Here is an 18,833-nt window from a genome sequence, read left to right on the forward strand (position 1 = left end):
AAGAGGGCGGGTTGGGTGTATTGGGTTTGGTTGAGTTGGGTGGGGTCGGGGTTGAAGATGATGGTGTGGAGGGGTTGGTCGAGGTGGGGGTCGAGGGCTGCGCAGGCTTGGTCGAAGGCGTGGGCGTAGGCGGGGTAGGTGTCGTAGAGTTCCCGGCCCATGTTGGCCCGCTGGCTGCCCTGACCGGTGAAGAGGAAGGCGATCTTCGGCGGTGTCGATGCCTTCCCCCGCACCACACCCGGATGCTCCAGCCCCTCAGCCAGGGCAGCGGTCGCCGCGATCAGTTCCGCTCGATCGGCGCCGACCAGTACGGCCCGCTCGTCGAAGTGGGTCCGATGCGTCGCCAACGAGTGGGCCGTGTCCACGCCTCGACGGCCCTCACCCGCCCGTTCCGCAGCGACTTCCCGCTCGTGGAGCCGGGCGGCCTGCTCCCGCAACGCCGCCTCCGAGCGCCCGGACACCACCCAGGCCAGCGGGCCGCCGCCCGGATCTGCCTCCTCCACGGACGGACCGGATGGCCCCGATGGACCAGACGGTACGAAGCCCGTACCGGACGAGCCGGCGAGGTCCACGGTCGACCGGCCCGGGGAAACCGACTCCTCGTCGGGTTCGCCGGGACGGACCGGGGCGTGGTCCGCCACCACCACATGGCAGTTCGTGCCGCCCATGCCGAACGAACTGACTCCGGCGATCAGCCCGTCCGGCCCGGGCCAGTCGCTCTCCTGCGTCTGCACCCTCAGCCCGAGTTCGGCCAGCGGAATGGCAGGGTTGGGCTCCCGGTAGTTCAGGCTCGGCGGGATCCTGCGCCGGGACACCGCCAGGGCCGTTTTGAGCAGGCCCACCAGCCCGGCCGCGCCCTCCAGATGACCCACATTGGTCTTCGCGGAACCCACCAGCAGGGGTGCGGCCGGGTCTCGACCCGCACCCAGCACGGCCCCCAACGCCGATGCCTCGATCGGGTCCCCCACCGGTGTACCGGTGCCGTGCAGTTCCACGTACTGCACGGCGGTCGGTTCGGTGCCCGCCCGGCGGTGCGCTTCCCGCAACACGGCTTCCTGCGCTGCCCGGTCCGGGACGGTCAACCCGTCCGATGCGCCGTCGTTGTTGACCGCGCTCCCCAGAATGACGCAGTGCACCCGGTCCCCGTCGGCGACGGCCCGGTCGAGCGGCTTCAGGACGACCGCCACCCCGCCCTCGCCCCGCACATAGCCGTTGGCCCGCGCGTCGAACGTGAAGCACCGTCCGTCGGGTGACAACGCTCCGAACTGCGTACTGTCGGCGCTGCTGCCGGGTGAGAGGATCAAGTTCACCCCACCCACGATCGCCAGATCGGCATCGCCGTGCCGCAGGCTCTCGCAGGCGAGGTGCACGGCCACCAGGGACGACGACTGGGCGGCATCGACCGTCAGGCTCGGCCCGTTCAGACCGAGGACGTAGGAGAGCCGATTTGCCAGGATGCCGCGGTGCAGACCGGTGACGGAGTGCCGGCCGGCAGCGGCCTCACCCCGCCGGTGGTGCAGTGCGGCGTAGTCGTCCCAGATCGCACTCGCGTACACCGCGGTTCGGCTGCCGGCCAGCGTCGACGGGACGACGCCCGACTCCTCCAGGGCCTCCCAGCCCAGTTCGAGCAGCAGCCGCTGTTGTGGATCCATCGCGGCGGCCTCCCGTGGGGAGATCGCGAAGAACTCGGCGTCGAAACGGTCCACACCGTCGAGGAAGCCCCCGTGTGCGGGAGCCCCGGTGGACCAGCGGTCCGCCGGGGGTTCACCGATGGCGTCCTCCCCGCGCTGGAGCAGCTGCCAGAACCCGGCGGGATCGGGCGCCCCCGGCAGCCGGCAGGCGAGTCCGACGACGGCGATCGGTGCGGAGTGGGGCTTGACCATGGTCTGTCAGTACTCCCTCGTCGAGGACGAATGCAGGACCAGGCTCACCACCTGCTCTAACGGGGCTCTTTCGGCGTTCTAAATCCGTTCCACCCAAGCGCCCCGTCCCGATTCATGCAGGCCCCCGAGCCGTCTCACGCAGGACCCTGGTCCGATTCACGAAGGTCCCCACAGCCCGTCGCGCAGCACGGTGAGGTGTTCGACGGCAACCCTTCGCTGCTCCTCGGGTGTCAATCCGCCCCCGAACGCATGGAACGCACCCGGAAAGTTGTGCACTTCGGTGGGCACACCCGCCTGGCTCAGCCGTAGGCCGTACAGCAACCCCTCGTCGCGCAGTGGATCGAGCCCCGCCGTGGAGATGTACGCGGCGGGCAGCCCGGTGAGGTCCCCGGCCCGGGCCGGTGCCGCGTACACCGAGCGTTGCCCGTCGCGTGCGCCCGCACCCAGATAGAGCTCCCAACTCTCCGCTGCCAGCCGGCGGTTCCAGACCGGTGTGTCCGTGAACACCGCCATTGAGGCGGTCTCCAACCGATCGTCCAACACCGGCGTGCTCAGATGCTGGAAACACAACGAGGGCCCACCGCGGTCACGGGCCAGCAGGGTCAGCCCGGCCGCCAGGGCGCCGCCCGAGCTGGCCCCCGCGACCGCGATCCGGGCCGCGTCCACACCGAGCTCGGCGGTGTTCCCGGCCGTCCAGGCCAGTGCCGCCCAACAGTCATCGAGCCCGGCCGGGAACGGATGCTCCGGAGCGAGCCGATAGGACACCGCCACCACCAGGGCCGACGCACTCACCGCGGCCTGCGCCGCACCCCCGTGCACCGAGTCCACCGTGCCCAGACAGAAGCCACCGCCGTGGATCCACACCACCGCGGGCAACAGCGAGGTGACCTGGCGCGGCCGATAGACCCGCACGAGCACCTCGGGTGCCCCCGACACTCCCGGGATCCGGCGTTCCTGAACCACGACGTCAGGTACCGGGGGCAGCTCGTCGAGGCGACACAGCCGTCCGCGGTGGTCGGCCAACGCGTCGACCAGACGTCCCTTCACCGGCATGGTCAGACCTCCAGAGCGAGTGCTTGGGAAGGACACAGGGCCACGGTCTCGCGTGCCCGGGCCTCCTCCGACGAGCCGTCCACCTCGCCCTCCAGGACGAGGACGATCCCCTCGTCCGACTGGTCGAAGCGATCGGGGTCGGACAGGACGCACTGCCCCGCGCCCAGACACCGTTGGGTGTCAGCGGTGATGCGCATGATCCTTGCGCTCCTTCTCTCTTGTGCCGCGCCCTCGATGGCGTCGGCTCACCAACTCACCGGCAGCTTCCAGATGCCCTGGACACCGCCGGGTTCCTTGAGCGGAAGTTCTTCCGCGGGTACGGCGAGCCGCAGCCCGGGCAGCCGTCTGAAGAGGGTCGACAACGCGATTTCCATCTCGGCCCGCGCCAGGTTCTGCCCGATGCACTGGTGCACGCCGTGGCCGAAGGAGATGTGATGGCGCGCACCCCGTGCCACGTCGAACGAGTCCGCACCGGGGAAGGCGCTCTCGTCCCGGTTGGCGGTGGAGATCACCACGATCACACCGTCCCCTGCCCGTATCCGATGACCGCCCAACTCGGTGTCACGAGTGGCGAAGCGGGCGACGCCGTCGGCGATGGCCGTGTAGCGGAGCAACTCCTCAACCGCGCCCGGCAGCAAGGCGCTGTCGGCACGCAACGCGGCCAGTTGGTCCGGGCTCTCCAACAGGGTCAGCACCCCGAGCGCGATCGCGCTGGCCGTCGTCTCGTGGCCCGCGACGAGCAACAGCAGGGCGATGTCCACCAGATCACGGTGCGAGAGGTGCCCGGGAGTGAGCTGCTCGGCGATCAGTGTGTCGAGGAGACCGTCGTCGGGGCTCTGCTCCTTGCGTCGGATGAGTTGGTCGAGATAGCTGCTGAGCTGGGCGAACGCATCGACGCTGTCTTCGAGGGAGGTGGTGCCCGTGACCACCCGGCGCGACTGCTGCTCGAAGAAGGCGTGGTCCGAGTACGGCACTCCCAGCAGCTCGCAGATCACGATGGATGGAACGGGCAGCGCGAAGTCAGCCACCAGATCGGCGACGGGTCCCTTGGCTTCGAGGCCATCGATCAGTTCGTTGACGAGCCGCTCGATGCCCGGCCGCAGCGCCTGCACCTTCTTGACGGTGAAGGTGGACAGCAGCATCCGGCGCTGAACGGTGTGTTCCGGCGGGTCCATGCCGATGAAGTTGCGGACCTTGCGGGCCGCTTCGAAGCGGGGAGCGGTGGCCGGGTAGTGCGGATGCACCCGGTCGGAGGAGAAGGTCTCCGCATCGAGCAACACCTTGCGGGCCTCCGCATGGCCGCTGACGGCCCACACCCGGCGCCCGTTGTAGAGCTCCACCAGGGAGACCGGGCCCTCCTCGCGGTAGCGCTGGTAGCCGGTGGGCGGCTGGTAGGGGCATCCGCGAGCCTGCGGATAGGCGGCGAGCGGCCGGGTGGATCCGGCCGTGTCGATGCTGTCGGCTGTGGTCATTCCTTGGCCTCCAGTGCGGGTACGGGCGCGGCCGTTGTGACCGGCGGGAGCGGTACGGGGCGGGGCGAGCCGAATCTGCGGACGAAGGGCGACTCCACCCAGCGGAACAGGACGTACGCCAGGGCCAGGCTCACCAGCAGTGCTGCGAGGAGCAGTGCGGGTCCGGCCGGGGTGGGCAGTGCCTTGCCGGCCACGAGCCAGCGATGGCCGTAGCCGACGACCAGCCCGTGGAGCATGTAGAAAGCGAAGGAGAGTTCCCCGAGCCGGACCAACACCCGTCCACGGAACGGTGACCACGTCCCGTCGCGATCCGCCGTCGCAGCCGCGGCCACCAGCGGAGTGAGCCAGAGGGCGGCCGTCCCGGCGATGCCCAGGAGATACGGCACGTTGGAGTTCACGACGTATCCGACGGCGGCTAGCGCTGCGGCCGGCAGGACACCGACCCGGGGCCATATGCCCTCGATCACCAGGCGCGCGGCCACCATCCCGAGGACGAACTCCAGCGCCCGCACCGGTGGGAAGAAGTACACGAACCAGATCTGCTCGAAGGACAGGGTCCCGTCGTCGATGAACGGCAGCGGCGTACCCGTGATGGCGTACTGACCCACCAGTGGTGCGACGACGGTGAACACACCGAGGGCCGCCGCGAGGGGACACAGTCGGTGCACCGGTACCCGGGACAGTCCTCGCCACAACAGGGGGAAGCTCAGATAGAAGAACAACTCGACCGAGAGCGACCAACTGACCGCGTTCATGGTGTTGGGGACGGTGAGGTCGGGGAACCACGCCTGGACCAGGAAGAGGTTGGCGAGTGTCCCCTTGGCGGTGAACGGGTCCGCGGCGATCCACATGACCACCCCGGCGAGGACGAAGGTGACCAGGTGGTTGGGGTAGATCTTGGCCAGTCGGCGGCGCCAGATGCGGGGAGCGCTGTCGTCGGAACGCGCTGACCAGGTCAGGACGAAACCACTGAGGACGAAGAAGAAGCTGACACCGTAGAAACCCGCGTTGGCGAAGGCGTCCGCCAGTGGCTCGGACGCCTCGCCCTCGATGTAGCGGGTCTGCCAGGTGGTGTGGAAGGCGAAGACGAGCAGGGCCGCGATGAATCGCAGCCCTGTCAGTGAGGGAAGCCTGACGGCGCCCGTCGGTGCTGGCGGCAGGTGCATGAGCGGTGACCTCCGGCTGTGCGAGCAGTGGGAGCGTCCAGGCTGGCTGCGCCATGTTGACCGGATCTAAAGCCGCTCTTGTGTCAGCTCGCCGCCCGTGCGCGGGACGGGCCCGCCGTCCCGCGCCGTGCCGCGCACCCGACTGGGCACCGCTTCCAACAGGGTGCGGGTGTATGGATGCGAGGGCGTTGCGAACACGTCCTCCACCGGCCCCTCCTCCACGACCTGCCCGTCTTTCATCACCAGCACGCGCGCACAGACCTCCCGCACCACCGCCAGATCGTGGGAGATGAAGAGCAGGGCCAAGCCAAGGGACTCCTGGAGTTCCCTCAAAAGTCCGAGGACCTGCGCCTGTACGGACACGTCGAGGGCCGACACCGGCTCGTCGCACACGAGTAGTTTCGGCCGCGGTGCGAGGGCCCGGGCGATGGCGACCCGCTGCCGCTGCCCACCGGACAGCGCGAGCGGACGGCGTTCCAGGTGTTCCGGGCCGAGCCCCACCCGTTGGAGCAGTTCCACCGTTCGGGCGTGCTGCCGGGCGTGGCCGAGCCCGGCGGGTGCCATGCCCTCGGCGATGATCCGCGCCACGTCCCAACGGGGATCGAAGGCGCTGAGCGCATCTTGGGGAACGAGTTGGATGTCGTGCCGTCGGGCCCGCCGGTCCCGTTCGCGCACCGAGCTCCACGGCGCGGAAGCGAGCCGGATGTCACCGCTGTCGGGTGGAGTGAGCCCCAGGATCATCCTGGCCAGTGTCGACTTGCCCGATCCGGATTCGCCGACCAGCCCCAGGGCCTCACCGGGCCGCAGATCGAGCGAGACATCGGCAACGGCAGTGCGTCGGGTCCCCCGCGGGCCCGGGAACACCTTGTCGACGCTGCGCACCTCCAACAGGGGTGCAACATCGGCCGGCGTCGCGGCCGGTGTGCGCACCCGGGCGCCGTTGCCGGGCACGCTGGCCAACAGCGCCTTCGTATACGGGTGCCGGGGGTGGTCCAGCACCTGTGCGGTCGCGCCGGATTCCACCATCCGCCCGTCCTTCATCACCGTCACCTCATCGGCGAGTGCCTCCACCACGGCGAAGTCATGGCTGATCAGCAGGAGCGCGGTACCGGCTTCCTTGAGTTCGCCGAGAAGGGCGAGGATGCGGGCCTGTACGGAGGCGTCCAGAGCGGTGGTGGGTTCGTCGGCGATCAGCACTCCGGGGCCGGCGGCGAGAGCGGAGGCGATGAGCGCCCGTTGGCGTAACCCCCCGGAGAGTTGGTGCACATGACTTGCCGCCCGCTCCCGCGGTTCCGGTACGCCGACCCGCTCCAGCAACTCCACCACGCGATCGGCCACGGCGGCCCGCGGTACAACACGATGGGTGAGCAGCGGTTCCGCGATCTCCTTGCCGATCGGGCGCAGTGGGTCGAGTGCGACCAGTGCGTCCTGGGCGACCAGTCCGATCCTTCGCCCCCGTACCGACCGCCACTGTCGGTCCCGAAAGCCGCGGGCGTCCCGGCCGAACAGCTCCAACCGTTCGGCGGTGACGACGGCGGTCGGACCGGTGAGCCCCAGCAGGCTGCGGGCGAGGGCGCTCTTGCCGGACCCCGATTCGCCGACCAGCGCCAGACAGCGGCCCGGTGCCAGGGCCAGGGAGGCCCCGCGCACCGCATGGACCTGGCGGGGGCCCGATCCGAAGCGCACGTCGAGTCCGCTGACTTCGATCAGCGGCGGGCCGCCGTTCGGGTCGGTCACGGTCGTGCCCTGTGTCATGAGGCGGCCCGTCTTTCGGCGTGGGTCTGTAGATGGCGGCCCACCACCGTGACGGCGAGGACCGTCGTCAGCAGCAGCAGTCCGGGGAACAGGGCGATCCACCACGCCTGGTCGAGGAAGCCCTGGCCTTCGGTGAGCATCGCCCCCCACTCGGGTGTCGGCGGTTGGGCGCCGAGCCCCAGATAGCTGAGCGCGGCTCCCGTCGAGATGGACGCCCCCAGGGTCACGGTCGCCAGCACCACCACCGGCCCGAGCGTGTTGGGCAGGACGTGGCGTACGACGATCAGTGCGCGCGGCACCCCGAGGGCGACCGCTGATTCCACATAGCCGGATCTGCGGACCACCAGTGCCTGCGCCCGCACCACACGGGCGAGTCCGGGCGCGGTCCCCACGGCCACGGCCGTGGTGGTGCCCGCGACCCCCTTGCCCGCGATCAGGATCACGAGCAGGGCCAGCAGCAGCCCCGGCAGGGCGAGGAGGACATCGGCGAAACGGGTGAGCAGGGCATCGCCCCACCGCCCCGAGAGCGCCGCGGCCAGGCCCCAGACGACGGCCAGGGCGACTCCGGCGCCCGTGGCCGCGGCCCCGATCGCCAGGGAGTACCGGGTGCCGTGCACCACCCGGGCGAACACGTCCCGGCCGAGTTGGTCCGTACCGAACCAGTGGGAGCCGTCGGGGCCGCGCAGGGCGTTCAGCGGATCGGTGTCGGTGGGGCCCGTCGATGTGAGTGCTTCGGGTACCGCTGCCGCCAGCAGGATCAGCAACAGGACGCCGCCGGCCAGGGTCACTCCGGGACGCGCTCCGAGAACGGCCGCCCCGGCCGCCTTGGCCCGGGCCCCGACACGGGTTTCGGCACGCGTTTCGGTGTGTTGTTGCCCGCTCATGCGGCCGTCACCCCCGTCCTCCTGCGCAGACGGGGATCCGCGACGGCGTACAGCGCTTCGACCATGGCGCCGATCGCGACGAATGCCACCGCGGAGAGCGTCACCACGCCTTGGACCACCGGCAGGTCCCGCCCGGTCACCGCGTCCAGCGCCACCCGCCCTATGCCGGACCGTGCGAACACGCTCTCCACCACCACGGCACCGCCGAGGAGGGTCCCGGTGAACCAGCCGGCCAGGGTCAGTGCGGGCAGCGCGGCATGGCGGAGCGCATGGCGCGAACGCACGGTGTGTTCCTTGAGCCCCCGGGCCCTGGCCGTCAGGGCGAAGGGCTGCTCCAGTGCCGCCAGGAGGCCCTCGCGCATCACTTGGGTGAGCACGGCCGCGATCGGCAGGGCCAGGGTGATCACGGGCAGGACCAGTGAGGCGGGGTCACCGCTGTCGGAGACGGGGAACCAGCCGAGGCGGAAGGAGAACACCGTCAGCAGCATGATCCCGAACCAGAACGACGGGGTGGAGACCACGACGAGTTCCAGGAGCTCCGCTAGCCGGCGCGGCCACCGGGCCCGACCGGACGTGAGCACCGTGACCGCCACCGACAACACGATGGACAGCACCGTTGCGTACAGGGCCAGCTCAAGTGTCGGCGTGAGCTGTTCGGCGAGCACTGCGGAGACCGGCTGCTGCAACCGGTACGAGTCGCCGAGGTCGCCGGCCGCCAACCGGCCCAGATAGGAGGCGTACTGGACCAGCAGCGGATCGTCCAGGCCGTAGCGGTGCCGGATCTCCTCGCGCTGGTCGGCGTCGACGAGCGTGTTGCCGCCGACCACCGCGTCGACCGGGTCGCCCGGCACCAGTTGCAGCACCAGGAAGGCACAGGTCGCCGCACCCCAGACGACCAGCACCGCCGCGAGCAGTCGGCTGCCGGCGTAGCGGAGTGCCACGGGCATCAGCGGGCCTCGACCCAGGCGCCGTAGAACTCGGGCCAGCCGGAGATGGAGAGCCGGAGACCGTGGACGCGCTGGTGCACGCCGACCGTCGACTTCTCAACGTAGGCCGGGACGACGGCTGCCTGGTCCAGCGTCCACTTCTGCACCTTCTCGTAGGCGATGGCGCGCTTCTCGGGGTCCTGTGCCGCCTGGGCTTCCTTCAGCCAGGCGTCGACCTGCGGATTGGCGACCCGGGAGAAGTTGTGACCGCCGCCCACGGAGGTCTCGGTGGAGAGGAAGAAGTGGGTCAGGATGTCACCGTCGGCCCGTGCCCAGGACGTTTCGACCACGTCGTACCGTCCGCTGTCCAGCCGGCCGGACACCTCGACGGCGTCGGTGGAGGCGGCAAGGTCGAGCTTGATCCCGGCCTTCTTCAACTCTCCCTGATACGCCTGCGAGAAGACGCTGGCCTTGCCGTACACGGGTGCGACGACGGTGAGTACCTTGCCTCCCTTGGTGCGGTACCCCTCGGCGTTGCGACCGGTCCAGCCGGCCTGGTCCAGCAGTTGCGCCGCGCGCTTCGGGTCGTGCGGCCAACTCTTCTCCAGCGAGGCGGCGTAGCTGTTCGGAGTGGCGGGGGAGAGCGTGCTCCAGGCGCGGGTTCCGGTGCCCTGGAAGACCGAGGCGACGACGGCGTCGAGGTCCACGGCCAGTTGGAAGGCCCGCCGCACCCGTACGTCCGAGAACAGGGCTCCCGTCGTATTGAGGTAGAAGGCGTCGACGGCCCCGGGAATGTCCTTGGTGACCAGCGAGAGCTTTCCGTTGCGCTTCACCAGTGCGGTCTGCTGCGGCGGAACCGCGGCGGCGGCGTCGACCTGACCGGAGGTCAGGGCCCCGACACGGGTGGCGTCCTCGCCGATGAACCGGAGGGTGAAGGAGCCGAGTCGGGTGCTCCCGGTGTGTCCTGCGCCCTGGGGAGCCCAGGCGTAGGCGGGGTTCTTGGCGTAGGTGCGCTGCTGACCGCGGGTGTAGGCGCCCGCTTTGAAGGGACCGCTGCCCACCGAGTCGCTGCCCGCGCAGAGCTTGTCCGCGCCCGCCTTGAGGGAGGCGGGCGCGGCGATGCCCAGATAGGTGGTGCTGGCCGCCTGGAGGAACGGCGCGTACGGACGGGTGAACCGCACCTCCACCGTGCGCGGGTCCTTGACGGTCGTGCTCTGGTACGGGCCGAGGAGCCCGGCCGCGTACTGCGATTGGGTCGCCTTGTCGGTGATGTGGTCGAAGTTCGCCTTCACGGCTGCGGCATCCAGTCGGCTGCCGTCGTGGAAGGTGACGTCGTCGCGGAGGGTGAAGGTGTAGGACTTGCCGCCCTCGCCGGTCTTCCAGGACTCGGCCAACCACGGCTTCAGGTCACCGTCGGGCGTCTGGTAGAGGAGCGAGTCGAACACGGGCCGCTGGACGAAGGCGGTCACGTCCTGGGCGCTCGTGTGCGGGTCCCAGCAGTCCGGTTCCTGCTCCGATGCGTAGGTGAGGCTGCCGCCCGACACCGGTTTGGTGCTCGCCCCCGTGCTGCCCGGGTCGTTCGAGGTGCAGGAGGTGACGGCGGTGAGAACGAGGGCGGTGACGGACAGGACGGCTCTGCGTGGGGTACGGCGCGAGTGCAATGCGGGCTCCGAAGAGGCTGGGAGGAGCGGGAACCTGCCCACCTTCAGCGCCTCGACTAAAGCGGAACTGAAGCTTCCGATTCGCTGTCGGACCGTAGCTCCGAAGCCGCTGCCGCCAACAGTTCGAAGGAACGCAGCCGCTCCTCCTGGCCGTGCACCACCGTCAGGGCCATGACCTCGTCGGCACCCGTGCGCGCCAGCAGGGCCGACAGCTTCTCGCGGACCGTCTGCGGCCCGCCGATCAGCTGGGGTTCGGCCAACTCGTCCAGGAAGCGGCGCTCGGCCGTGCTGTAGGGGTGGGCGAGCGCGGTGGCAGCGGTGGGGAAGGAGGTGAACCGACGAGAGGTGCGCATCAGTATCTTCCCGAGCAGATAGGGCGCGGCCACCTCGAAGGCCGCCTGATCGCTCTCGGCGACCGTGGCCAGCACGGCGATCAGGGTCCGCGGCCGGGCGAGATGGGCCGAGGGGCGAAACGCACTGCGGTAGAGCTCCAGGGCGTACGCCGAGGCATCGGGGTTGATCTGGTGCGCGAAGGCGTACGGAAGCCCCAGTGCGCCGGCGGCCTCCGCGCTCGCCGGGCTGGAACCCAACATCCACAACTCGGGCCTGGCGTCCGCCGCGGGCACTGCGGTGATGCCGGAGTCCGGATCGCCGGGCGCGAAGTAACCGTCGAGCTCCGCGATCTGCCGGGAGAAGTCGTCCGGTCCCCGCTCCGGCGAGCGGCGCAGGGCGCGTGCGGTGAGGGAGTCGGCACCCGGTGCCCGACCGAGCCCGAGGTCGATCCGGCCCGGGTGTAGTGCCTCCAGGGTGCCGAACTGCTCCGCCACCACCAACGGCGCGTGGTTGGGCAGCAGCACGCCGCCGGAGCCGACCCGCAGGGTGTCGGTGACCGCCGCCAACTGTCCGATCAGGATGCCCGGCGCGGAGGTGGCGAGGCTGGGGGTGTTGTGGTGTTCGGCCACCCAGTAGCGGTGGTAGCCGAGTGCTTCGATGCGCGGCGCGATCGCGACGGTGTCACGCAGCGCGCCCGTGGCCGAGCCGTCCTCGAAGACGGGCACCACGTCGAGCACGGAGAGCGGAACGCCGGTGGAGCGGGAGTGGGTGGTCATGGTCAGGCCCTGTCCTTGTCCCAGTCGGTTGGGTGGAACGGTCGGTTGGATGGAGCGGTCGGTCGGCTGGAGGGCCGGCCGTCCGTGGAGACGGCCGGCCCGATCGGGAGCGGTGCCGCGGCACGCCTGGGGGAGCAGGGGTGCCGCGACACCGCTCAGGCGGTGACGTCGGCGGTGTCGACCGTCTCCGTTGCCGGTGTGGCCTGGACCTTTCCCGGCAGGAGCAGTCCGGCCAGGAAGACCACGACCCCCGCGGCAACGACCCACCAGAAGGCGTTCGCGAACGAATCGGTGGTGGGCGTCGCCCCCGAACCGCCGCCCTGGAGGATGAGTGCGACCACGGCGATGCCGAGCGAGGCACCGATCTGATTGAGGATGAAGACCGCTCCGGTCGCCCCGGCCACCGCGTCCCCGGGTACCGTTCGATACACCGACCCCATCGTCGGCGCACCCACCAGACCCATGCCGAAGCCCGCCACGAATTGGGCCACGGTGAGCACGAGTTGTGAAGTGTCCGGTCCCGACTGGGTGAAGACCAGTGCACCCGCCCCGATCAGGAACGCACCTGTGGGGACCAGCCGCCGCGCACCGAACTTGTCCGCCAGATTGCCGGCCACCGGCATGCCGATCAGTGTGCCGAGACCCAACGGGGCCAGCAGCAGACCCGACTGGAGCACGCTGTGGTCATGGACCTGTTGGTAGTAGAGGGGGAGCAGGAAGAGCAGGGAGAACAGACCACCGCCCAACAGGAACATGGTCGCCACACTGGCGCTGAAGCCCCTGTTGTTGAAGAGTCGCAGATCCAGCAGCGGAGTCTTGGTCGTCCGCAGCGCGTGCACGGCGTACGCGGTGAACAGGGCGATCCCCACCAGGAGTCCCACCACCACCCGCGGGTCGCCGAAGCCGTGGCCGCCGGCCTGGGACAGCGAGTAGACCAGCGCGGCGAAGCCGGGCGAGAGCAGGGCGACACCCACGGCGTCCAGGGGGACGGGCTCACCGCTGGGCGGTGGATCGGCGGGCAGGATCTTCACCGCCAACACGATGGCGGCGAGGGCGAACGGAATGTTGACCAGGAACAGCCACTCCCAGGAGAGGTTCCCGAGCAGCAGCCCGCCGACGATCGGACCGACCACCGGTCCGAGCGTGATGGGTACGGAGATGAGGCCCATCACCCGGCCGATCCGCTCGGGTCCGGCCGCTCCCGCCACGATGGTCATCATGATCGGGTCGACCATGCCGCCGCCGAGGCCCTGGATCACTCGGAAGGCGATCAGCGACTCGGTGTTCCAGGCGAAGGCGCACAGGGTGGAGCCGATGAGGAACAGCGTCAGCCCGAGCAGCCACATCCGTTTGGCGCCGAACCGTGCGAGCGCCCAGCCGGCGACCGGGATGGCCAACGCCACGGCCAGCAGATAGCCGGTCGTCACCCATTCGATGGTGCCGAGCGTGGCGTTGAACTCCCCGCTCAGGGTGCTGATTCCGACGTTGACGATGGTGGCGTCCAGATAGGACATCATCCCGCCGAGCACCATGACGCCGATGAGCGTGAGTAATCCGGCGTCGAGCCGCGCGGGCCCGTCCTTCGCCGCCTTCGTTACAGACACGGCAACTCCTTTGAACCCAGTCGCTTATTAATTTGAACTAGGTAGTTCATTTTGATGGGTGGGACGGTAGCATGACGGCATGAGTGGTGGCGAGACCCCGAAAACAACACCGGCCCCGACGGACCGGGGCCGGATGGACAAGCGCCGGGCCATCGTCGACGCGGCCCTGCGAGTCTTCGCACGCGTCGGCTACACCCAGGCGAGCCTGGACCTGATCGCCGCCGAAGCCGGGGTGGCGAAACCCACGATCTACAACCATCTCGGCTCGAAGGAGAAGCTCTTCCGGTACGTGATGACCGAGACCGCGGCGCGGTCCAACGCCAAGACGCTCGATGTGCTCGACGCCTTTCCCACCGGCTCCGACGGGCTGCGCCCCGGCCTGGAGAACGTCGCCCACAAGCTCATCGACTGCTACTGCGACGAGAAGTCGGAATCCGTGCGCCGACTGCTGTACGCGGAGGCCGTCCGCTTCCCCGACCTCTTCGACGAGGTCCGGGCCAGCGGCCCCAACCAGTTCACCGACGCCCTGGCCGGACGGCTGGCACGCCTCGCCAACGCCGGCCATCTGCGGATCGAGGACCCCGAACGGGCCGCCAACCAGTTCATCGCCCTCGTCTACGAGGAGTTGGCCGGCCTCTCCGCCCTCGGCACCCGACCGCTCGACCCCGACCGGGTCGTGCAGATCGTCACCGCCGGCGTGGACACCTTCCTCCGGGCCTTCGGCAGCCGAAGCCCCGAGGTCAGTGGCTGAACCCCCCGAAAGCACCCCGGAAGAACAACAGCGGTTCACCCTCACCGGACGCATCGAGGCGGAGCACCCGGCAGACCACGATCACATGGTCACCGGCGGGATGCTCCGCCTCGATCGCACACTCCAGCCAGGCCAGCGCGCCGTCCAGTACCGGTGCACCGCCGGGGGACCCCTCCCACGACAGGTCCCGGAACTTGTCACCACCCCGCTGCGCCAACCGTGCGGCGGCCTCCCGCTGATCCGCTCTCAGGATCGAGATGCCCAGCAGCCCCGCCGACCGCAGCGCCGGCCAACTGGTGCTGGTGTGCGCCACGCAGAAGGAGACCAGCGGCGGATCGAGCGAGACCGAACTGAAGGAGTTGGCCGCGAGCCCCGACCGCCGCCCCGTCACGGGATCCTGCGCCGCCACCGCGATCACCCCGGTCGCGAACCGTCCCAACACACTGCGCAGACATCGAGTACCGCCGGCCAGTGCCGTCACCTGTGTCATTCCGGTGTTCCCCTTCCATAGCGCAGCCGCGCGAACTCCCGCGTGAGCGCCGTACGCTGCGGGCCGTACCCGCCCCGCATCCGCAGAACCGACAACAGGGTCCACAGCCGTGTCTGGGCGAAGTGCGACGGCGCGCCGTGCACATCGTCGTGCGCGAGCAGCCGTACGCGCCTGATCTGCTCGCGCAGCAACTGCGCCTCGCCCGGCGGCACGATCTCGTCGCGCAGACTGGTGACGTGGGCCACCGGGATCTCCAGCGCCGAGAGCTCGTCGGACGTCAGTGCCCAGTCTCCGATGAGCGGATACACCGTGTCGGGTGTCGTCCCGGTCAGATGCGCCAGGGTGTCCGTGGTGACGCGCGGTACCGATCGCTGCCACTGTTCGTCGGTGAAGAAGTCCCGTACGGGGGTGCCCGCCCCCACCACTCCGCGGATCCGGCGGTCGTGCACCGCAGCCCGTAGGGCCAGATGGCCGCTGAAGCTCAGGGCCAGTGCATAGGTCCGCGAGGTGTCCGCGCGATCCCCCACCGCGTCGAGCACCGCGGAGAACATGCCGTGACTCCCGGCGTCGTAGGGGAGGGTGTTCTCGCCTACCCCCGGCATCTCGGTGACCACTCCGGCGAGGTCCAGCGCCGCGAGTTGCAGCAGGACGGGTGCCCACTGTTCCTTGACGGAGACGATTCCGCCCGTCATCAGGAGCAGTGGCTTGGGATCGGCGCTGTCGAGTCCGGTGCTCCAGCAGCGGACCCGGCCCTGCGGCAGTTCCACGTCCCATCGGGACAGGGCCGGGACGTCGGCCGCCCACCGGGCGAAGGAGTCCGTGCACCGTTCGAGGGCCGTTGACCTGGCCGGTCCGTCCACGAAGGGGAAACGCGCCATGTTGAAGTGCACCGACGCTTCGAGGAGCCGTCCCGAGGCCGCCAGCCGTTCGGCTTCCGCGCTCCACTCGGACACCCAGGACCCCGGGGTCCCGTCCCCGTCGTGCCGGATCCGCGACAACAACGGGTCGTAGTGCTCGGGCGGCAGCCCCTGGGAGCGGGTGTGGGCCACCACGAACCGTTTGAGTTCCGCGAGGTCGTTCACAGGCCCTCCAACGCTTCCTTCACCTCGGTCAACACATCGGCGGCCTCCGCACCGTCGATCGCCCGGTGGTCGAACGTCAGGCTCAGCCGCATGACAGGGGCCACCGTGATCTCGCCGTCGCGGACGACGGGACGGTCCACGATCCGGCCGACGCCGAAGGTCGTGGTCGTACCGCCCACCGAATGGAATGAGTCGACGGCCCGATGCCCCAGCGAGGTCACGGAGAAGGTGCCGGTCAGATGGGGACGCAGGGCCAGTGACCGGGCCGCGTGCCGGAATCTGCGACGCCCCTCGGACCAGGGCAGACCGTGCAGTTTCCGTACGCCGTCGAACTCGGCCGAAGTCGCCGGGTCGCTGCTTCGCACCCGGTCCAGATGCGCCTGGATCTCGGGCAACCCGCTGTCCTGGAGTCCGGGCAGCACCGTGCCGAGCACCACCCGCCGTCCGTTCAGCGTGCGGTCCAGTGCCAACTTGCCGTTGACGAAGGGGTAGTGGGCGATACGGGGACGCAGCAGGCCGCCCTGGACCGCGGCATTGGCATCCGGATGGCGGGCCAGCACTCGCCCGGCGGCGTGCAGCACATAGGCGGTTCGTGCGTAGTGCACTGCTTCGGGGCCGGCCGCCGCAGCCGCCCTATGGGCCAGTACCCGTCCCATGTCCACCTCCGTGTCCAGGAAGACCGGCGAGAAGTCCCGGATCACCTCCAGGAAGAACAGCGTGTGGTGGCGCTCCCGGGGGAGCGGCCGGCCCGGCAGTTCTTCGGTGGACCGGACCTCGGTCACGGTCCCACCGCCAACCGGTAGAGGGCCGCGAGGCTCGGTGCCTCCAGGGCGGCGGCGAGCGAGAGCTGCCGGCCGGTCTCCCGTTCCAACAGGGTGCACAACGAGAGCAGGTGCACCGAGTCCCAGCAGTCGACGGTGTCCCAACCGGAGTCCAGGTCCTCGGCGGTCACCGGGAGCGCCAGTTCGTCCCTGAGCAGTGCGACGAAGTCCTCGACACTGTTCACAACGTTTTCCCTTCGACGGGCACGGTCTCCATGACTGGCTTGGACTCAGGAGCTGTCACTGTTTCGGACTCGGACTCGGACTCGGACTCGGACTCGGACTCGGACTCGGACTCGGACGGTGGCTCCGGCTCCGGCTCGAACCGGGCCGAGAGCCGGATGTGGGTGGGCGCCTCCGGAAGCGAACCGAGGTCGTGCCGGAAGGTGATCAGCGGCTCCTCCGCCGACACCGTGGCGAAACCCCACCGCGGATAGAAGTCCGCCACCACACCGTTCCTCGCGGTGCGCCGGTAGTCGGCCACCACCTGGGCCGCGCCGCCGGCACGGGCGTCGCGCAGCAGGGCCCCCAGGACGCTCTGCTCGATGCCCCGGGAGAACACCCGACAGCTGAGAAGGAAGTTCTCGATGCGCAGGGTGTCGTCGCTGCGTCGTACGATGACCGCACCCACCAGCCCGTTGCTCCCGAACCGGTCCGCGGAGCTGATCGTCAGCACGTCCGTATCCGGGCCCTCGGCCAGGGCTCGGATCTGGGCGGGCTCCAGCCTGTGCGTGGTGAGGTTGAACTGATTGGTGCGCAGGGTCAGTTGTGACACCCGCGCGTACTGTGCGGGCACTGCGGGGGCCAGTTCCACCCGGACGTCGAGCTCATGCAGATACCCGTCCAGCGAGTCGAAGCCGTCCAGGAAGTCCAACCGGGCCTGCTCCTGTTGGTAGCGGGCGGGCCTGGCGAGATCGTCGGCCGTCAACTGGCGCACGTCGAACCAACCGTCCGCCAACAGGCGCTCCACATGGCGGGCGGGCTCCTCGTCCACCTCCACCACGGCCACGCCGGGCAACTCCCTGCGGACGAGACCGCATTCAAAGGAGCTGTCGTCGACGAAGACGACACTGTCGACACCGACATTGAGATCCCGTGCCAGCTCGACGAGATTGTCGTGCTTCGGGCGCCAGTTGGCCCTGATCTGGAGGAAGTCATCCGTGCGCAGTACGAGATCCGGATGCTCCCGCAGTGCGTCGAGCACCGGCTCCCGGTCGTTCTTGCTGACCGCAGCGATCAGTACGCCCTGGGAGCCGAGTTGCTTGACCACGCGCTGGAACCGGCGGAACGCCTCGCCCCGATAGCTCCCTCCCGTCTCGATGCCCTCCCTCCCCACCTCGCCGAGGATCCCGCCCCACACCGTGTTGTCCAGATCCAACGCCAGCACCTTCTTGCCGCCGCCGGCCGACTGTCGGGCCAGATGCCCCACCTCACGTGCGTAGGCGGCCAGCAGCGCATCGGAGAGATGGGCCTTGGCGTAGACGCTCTGACGGATCTCCCGCGCGGGGGTGCCTTCCGCGAGCAGGGGGTCGAGGTCGATCGTGATGACCTCGGGCCGCTCCTCGGAGAGCCTGAGCAGCCGGGCGTTGGCCTCCCGCCACACGGCACCCAGTACGGCGCGCTCCCGCAGGTCGACGAGTTGCGCGGTCAGCTCGCGGGGCAGGGGCAGGGTGTTGAGCACGAGCGTGCCGGCGTCCGCGGTGGTGGCGAAGACGGCCGCGGCCCGTTCGACGAGGGCGAGCTTCTCGGCGAGCACCCTCTCAACGTCCTTCGTCCGCCACACCACGGGCAGTTCGTCCGTGACCACGGCCGCATCCAGCACGCACAACACCAGATCCGGCCGGGACGCGTACAGCGCACTGTGGGGGTCTGCGAGATCGAACACCCAACCGTCGAAGTCCGACGGCCGTATCCGGGGCAGCAGCCCGTGCCGGGCGAACTCCACCGTCAGCGCGGGCACCACGGCCGCGAGCGTGCCGTGCCCGGTGACGGCGACCACGGGCGATGCCACCGCGGGGTGCGCCGCCAGGACCTCCTGCGGGTCGATCCGGGCGAGCAGCCTCCCGGCCCGGAGCAGTTCGGCGGGGGTGAGACCGGCCAACAGGCCACGGATCCGGGGGTATCGGGCGGCGAGCTGTCCGTCCCGGTGGAGGTCGGCGAGGGAATCCCCGGCCAT

At 69.8% G+C, this 18,833-nt stretch carries 17 protein-coding genes; 1 reads left to right on the plus strand and 16 read right to left on the minus strand.

The window, feature by feature from the left end; all coding sequences use genetic code 11:
• The 11 genes from ABZ348_RS18735 to ABZ348_RS18785 all read right to left on the minus strand — a co-directional run.
• A partial coding sequence (locus ABZ348_RS18735) for a beta-ketoacyl synthase N-terminal-like domain-containing protein (protein ID WP_358934331.1) occupies positions 1–1,883 on the minus strand: 1,883 nt, incomplete at its 3' end.
• A 156-nt stretch (positions 1,884–2,039) separates the two neighbouring features.
• Positions 2,040–2,936 (minus strand): alpha/beta hydrolase, encoded by an 897-nt coding sequence (locus tag ABZ348_RS18740; protein ID WP_358934333.1) that lies wholly within the window; start codon positions 2,934–2,936, stop codon positions 2,040–2,042.
• A 2-nt stretch (positions 2,937–2,938) separates the two neighbouring features.
• Positions 2,939–3,133 carry a ferredoxin gene (locus ABZ348_RS18745; protein ID WP_358934335.1) on the minus strand — a complete coding sequence of 65 codons (195 nt, stop codon included), beginning with the start codon at positions 3,131–3,133 and terminating at the stop codon, positions 2,939–2,941.
• A 48-nt stretch (positions 3,134–3,181) separates the two neighbouring features.
• Positions 3,182–4,408, minus strand: coding sequence for a cytochrome P450 (locus ABZ348_RS18750; RefSeq protein ID WP_358934337.1), 1,227 nt, complete (start codon positions 4,406–4,408; stop codon positions 3,182–3,184).
• Positions 4,405–5,574, minus strand: a complete 1,170-nt coding sequence (locus ABZ348_RS18755) for an acyltransferase (protein WP_358934339.1) — start codon at positions 5,572–5,574, stop codon at positions 4,405–4,407. The genes ABZ348_RS18750 and ABZ348_RS18755 overlap by 4 nt, the downstream gene beginning before the upstream one ends.
• Before the next feature lie 66 nt (positions 5,575–5,640).
• Complete coding sequence (locus tag ABZ348_RS18760) at positions 5,641–7,329, minus strand: ABC transporter ATP-binding protein (protein WP_358934341.1); 1,689 nt, start codon at positions 7,327–7,329, stop codon at positions 5,641–5,643.
• Positions 7,326–8,213, minus strand: coding sequence for an ABC transporter permease (locus ABZ348_RS18765; protein WP_358934343.1), 888 nt, complete (start codon positions 8,211–8,213; stop codon positions 7,326–7,328). Before ABZ348_RS18765 ends, ABZ348_RS18760 begins: the two co-directional genes overlap by 4 nt.
• Positions 8,210–9,160 (minus strand): ABC transporter permease, encoded by a 951-nt coding sequence (locus ABZ348_RS18770; RefSeq protein WP_358934345.1) that lies wholly within the window; start codon positions 9,158–9,160, stop codon positions 8,210–8,212. The genes ABZ348_RS18765 and ABZ348_RS18770 overlap by 4 nt, the downstream gene beginning before the upstream one ends.
• Complete coding sequence (locus ABZ348_RS18775) at positions 9,160–10,800, minus strand: ABC transporter substrate-binding protein (RefSeq protein WP_358934347.1); 1,641 nt, start codon at positions 10,798–10,800, stop codon at positions 9,160–9,162. The genes ABZ348_RS18770 and ABZ348_RS18775 overlap by 1 nt, the downstream gene beginning before the upstream one ends.
• 56 nt (positions 10,801–10,856) lie before the next feature.
• Complete coding sequence (locus ABZ348_RS18780; protein ID WP_358934349.1) at positions 10,857–11,909, minus strand: LLM class flavin-dependent oxidoreductase; 1,053 nt, start codon at positions 11,907–11,909, stop codon at positions 10,857–10,859.
• A 155-nt stretch (positions 11,910–12,064) separates the two neighbouring features.
• Complete coding sequence (locus tag ABZ348_RS18785; RefSeq protein ID WP_358934351.1) at positions 12,065–13,513, minus strand: DHA2 family efflux MFS transporter permease subunit; 1,449 nt, start codon at positions 13,511–13,513, stop codon at positions 12,065–12,067.
• 79 nt (positions 13,514–13,592) lie between these two features.
• Here ABZ348_RS18785 and ABZ348_RS18790 point away from each other — a divergent pair, with 79 nt between their 5' ends.
• Positions 13,593–14,264 (plus strand): TetR/AcrR family transcriptional regulator, encoded by a 672-nt coding sequence (locus ABZ348_RS18790; RefSeq protein WP_358934353.1) that lies wholly within the window; start codon positions 13,593–13,595, stop codon positions 14,262–14,264.
• Here ABZ348_RS18790 and ABZ348_RS18795 read toward each other — a convergent pair.
• From ABZ348_RS18795 to ABZ348_RS18815, 5 genes are read right to left on the minus strand one after another with little or no spacing between them, the layout of a single operon-like run.
• Complete coding sequence (locus tag ABZ348_RS18795; RefSeq protein ID WP_358934355.1) at positions 14,254–14,754, minus strand: flavin reductase family protein; 501 nt, start codon at positions 14,752–14,754, stop codon at positions 14,254–14,256. The genes ABZ348_RS18790 and ABZ348_RS18795 overlap by 11 nt on opposite strands.
• Positions 14,751–15,836, minus strand: a complete 1,086-nt coding sequence (locus tag ABZ348_RS18800; RefSeq protein WP_358934357.1) for an alpha/beta hydrolase — start codon at positions 15,834–15,836, stop codon at positions 14,751–14,753. The genes ABZ348_RS18795 and ABZ348_RS18800 overlap by 4 nt, the downstream gene beginning before the upstream one ends.
• Complete coding sequence (locus ABZ348_RS18805; RefSeq protein WP_358934359.1) at positions 15,833–16,618, minus strand: 2-oxo acid dehydrogenase subunit E2; 786 nt, start codon at positions 16,616–16,618, stop codon at positions 15,833–15,835. Before ABZ348_RS18805 ends, ABZ348_RS18800 begins: the two co-directional genes overlap by 4 nt.
• Entirely contained in the window at positions 16,615–16,842 is a 228-nt protein-coding gene (locus ABZ348_RS18810; RefSeq protein ID WP_358934361.1) for an acyl carrier protein, read from the minus strand. The genes ABZ348_RS18805 and ABZ348_RS18810 overlap by 4 nt, the downstream gene beginning before the upstream one ends.
• Positions 16,839–18,833, minus strand: a complete 1,995-nt coding sequence (locus ABZ348_RS18815; protein WP_358934362.1) for an HAD-IIIC family phosphatase — start codon at positions 18,831–18,833, stop codon at positions 16,839–16,841. The genes ABZ348_RS18810 and ABZ348_RS18815 overlap by 4 nt, the downstream gene beginning before the upstream one ends.

The organism is Streptomyces sp. NPDC005963, from assembly GCF_040638655.1.
Lineage (GTDB): Bacteria > Actinomycetota > Actinomycetes > Streptomycetales > Streptomycetaceae > Streptomyces.

What these genes read in the sequence shown, in the direction of transcription:
- ABZ348_RS18795 (WP_358934355.1), bottom strand. Translation starts at nt 14,754, where the DNA reads ATGACACAGGTGACGGCACTGGCCGGCGGTACTCGATGTCTGCGCAGT.
- ABZ348_RS18755 (WP_358934339.1), bottom strand. Translation starts at nt 5,574, where the DNA reads ATGCACCTGCCGCCAGCACCGACGGGCGCCGTCAGGCTTCCCTCACTG.
- ABZ348_RS18815 (WP_358934362.1), bottom strand. Translation starts at nt 18,833, where the DNA reads ATGGCCGGGGATTCCCTCGCCGACCTCCACCGGGACGGACAGCTCGCC.
- ABZ348_RS18750 (WP_358934337.1), bottom strand. Translation starts at nt 4,408, where the DNA reads ATGACCACAGCCGACAGCATCGACACGGCCGGATCCACCCGGCCGCTC.
- ABZ348_RS18740 (WP_358934333.1), bottom strand. Translation starts at nt 2,936, where the DNA reads ATGCCGGTGAAGGGACGTCTGGTCGACGCGTTGGCCGACCACCGCGGA.
- ABZ348_RS18760 (WP_358934341.1), bottom strand. Translation starts at nt 7,329, where the DNA reads ATGACACAGGGCACGACCGTGACCGACCCGAACGGCGGCCCGCCGCTG.
- ABZ348_RS18770 (WP_358934345.1), bottom strand. Translation starts at nt 9,160, where the DNA reads ATGCCCGTGGCACTCCGCTACGCCGGCAGCCGACTGCTCGCGGCGGTG.
- ABZ348_RS18780 (WP_358934349.1), bottom strand. Translation starts at nt 11,909, where the DNA reads ATGACCACCCACTCCCGCTCCACCGGCGTTCCGCTCTCCGTGCTCGAC.
- ABZ348_RS18745 (WP_358934335.1), bottom strand. Translation starts at nt 3,133, where the DNA reads ATGCGCATCACCGCTGACACCCAACGGTGTCTGGGCGCGGGGCAGTGC.
- ABZ348_RS18790 (WP_358934353.1), top strand. Translation starts at nt 13,593, where the DNA reads ATGAGTGGTGGCGAGACCCCGAAAACAACACCGGCCCCGACGGACCGG.
- ABZ348_RS18765 (WP_358934343.1), bottom strand. Translation starts at nt 8,213, where the DNA reads ATGAGCGGGCAACAACACACCGAAACGCGTGCCGAAACCCGTGTCGGG.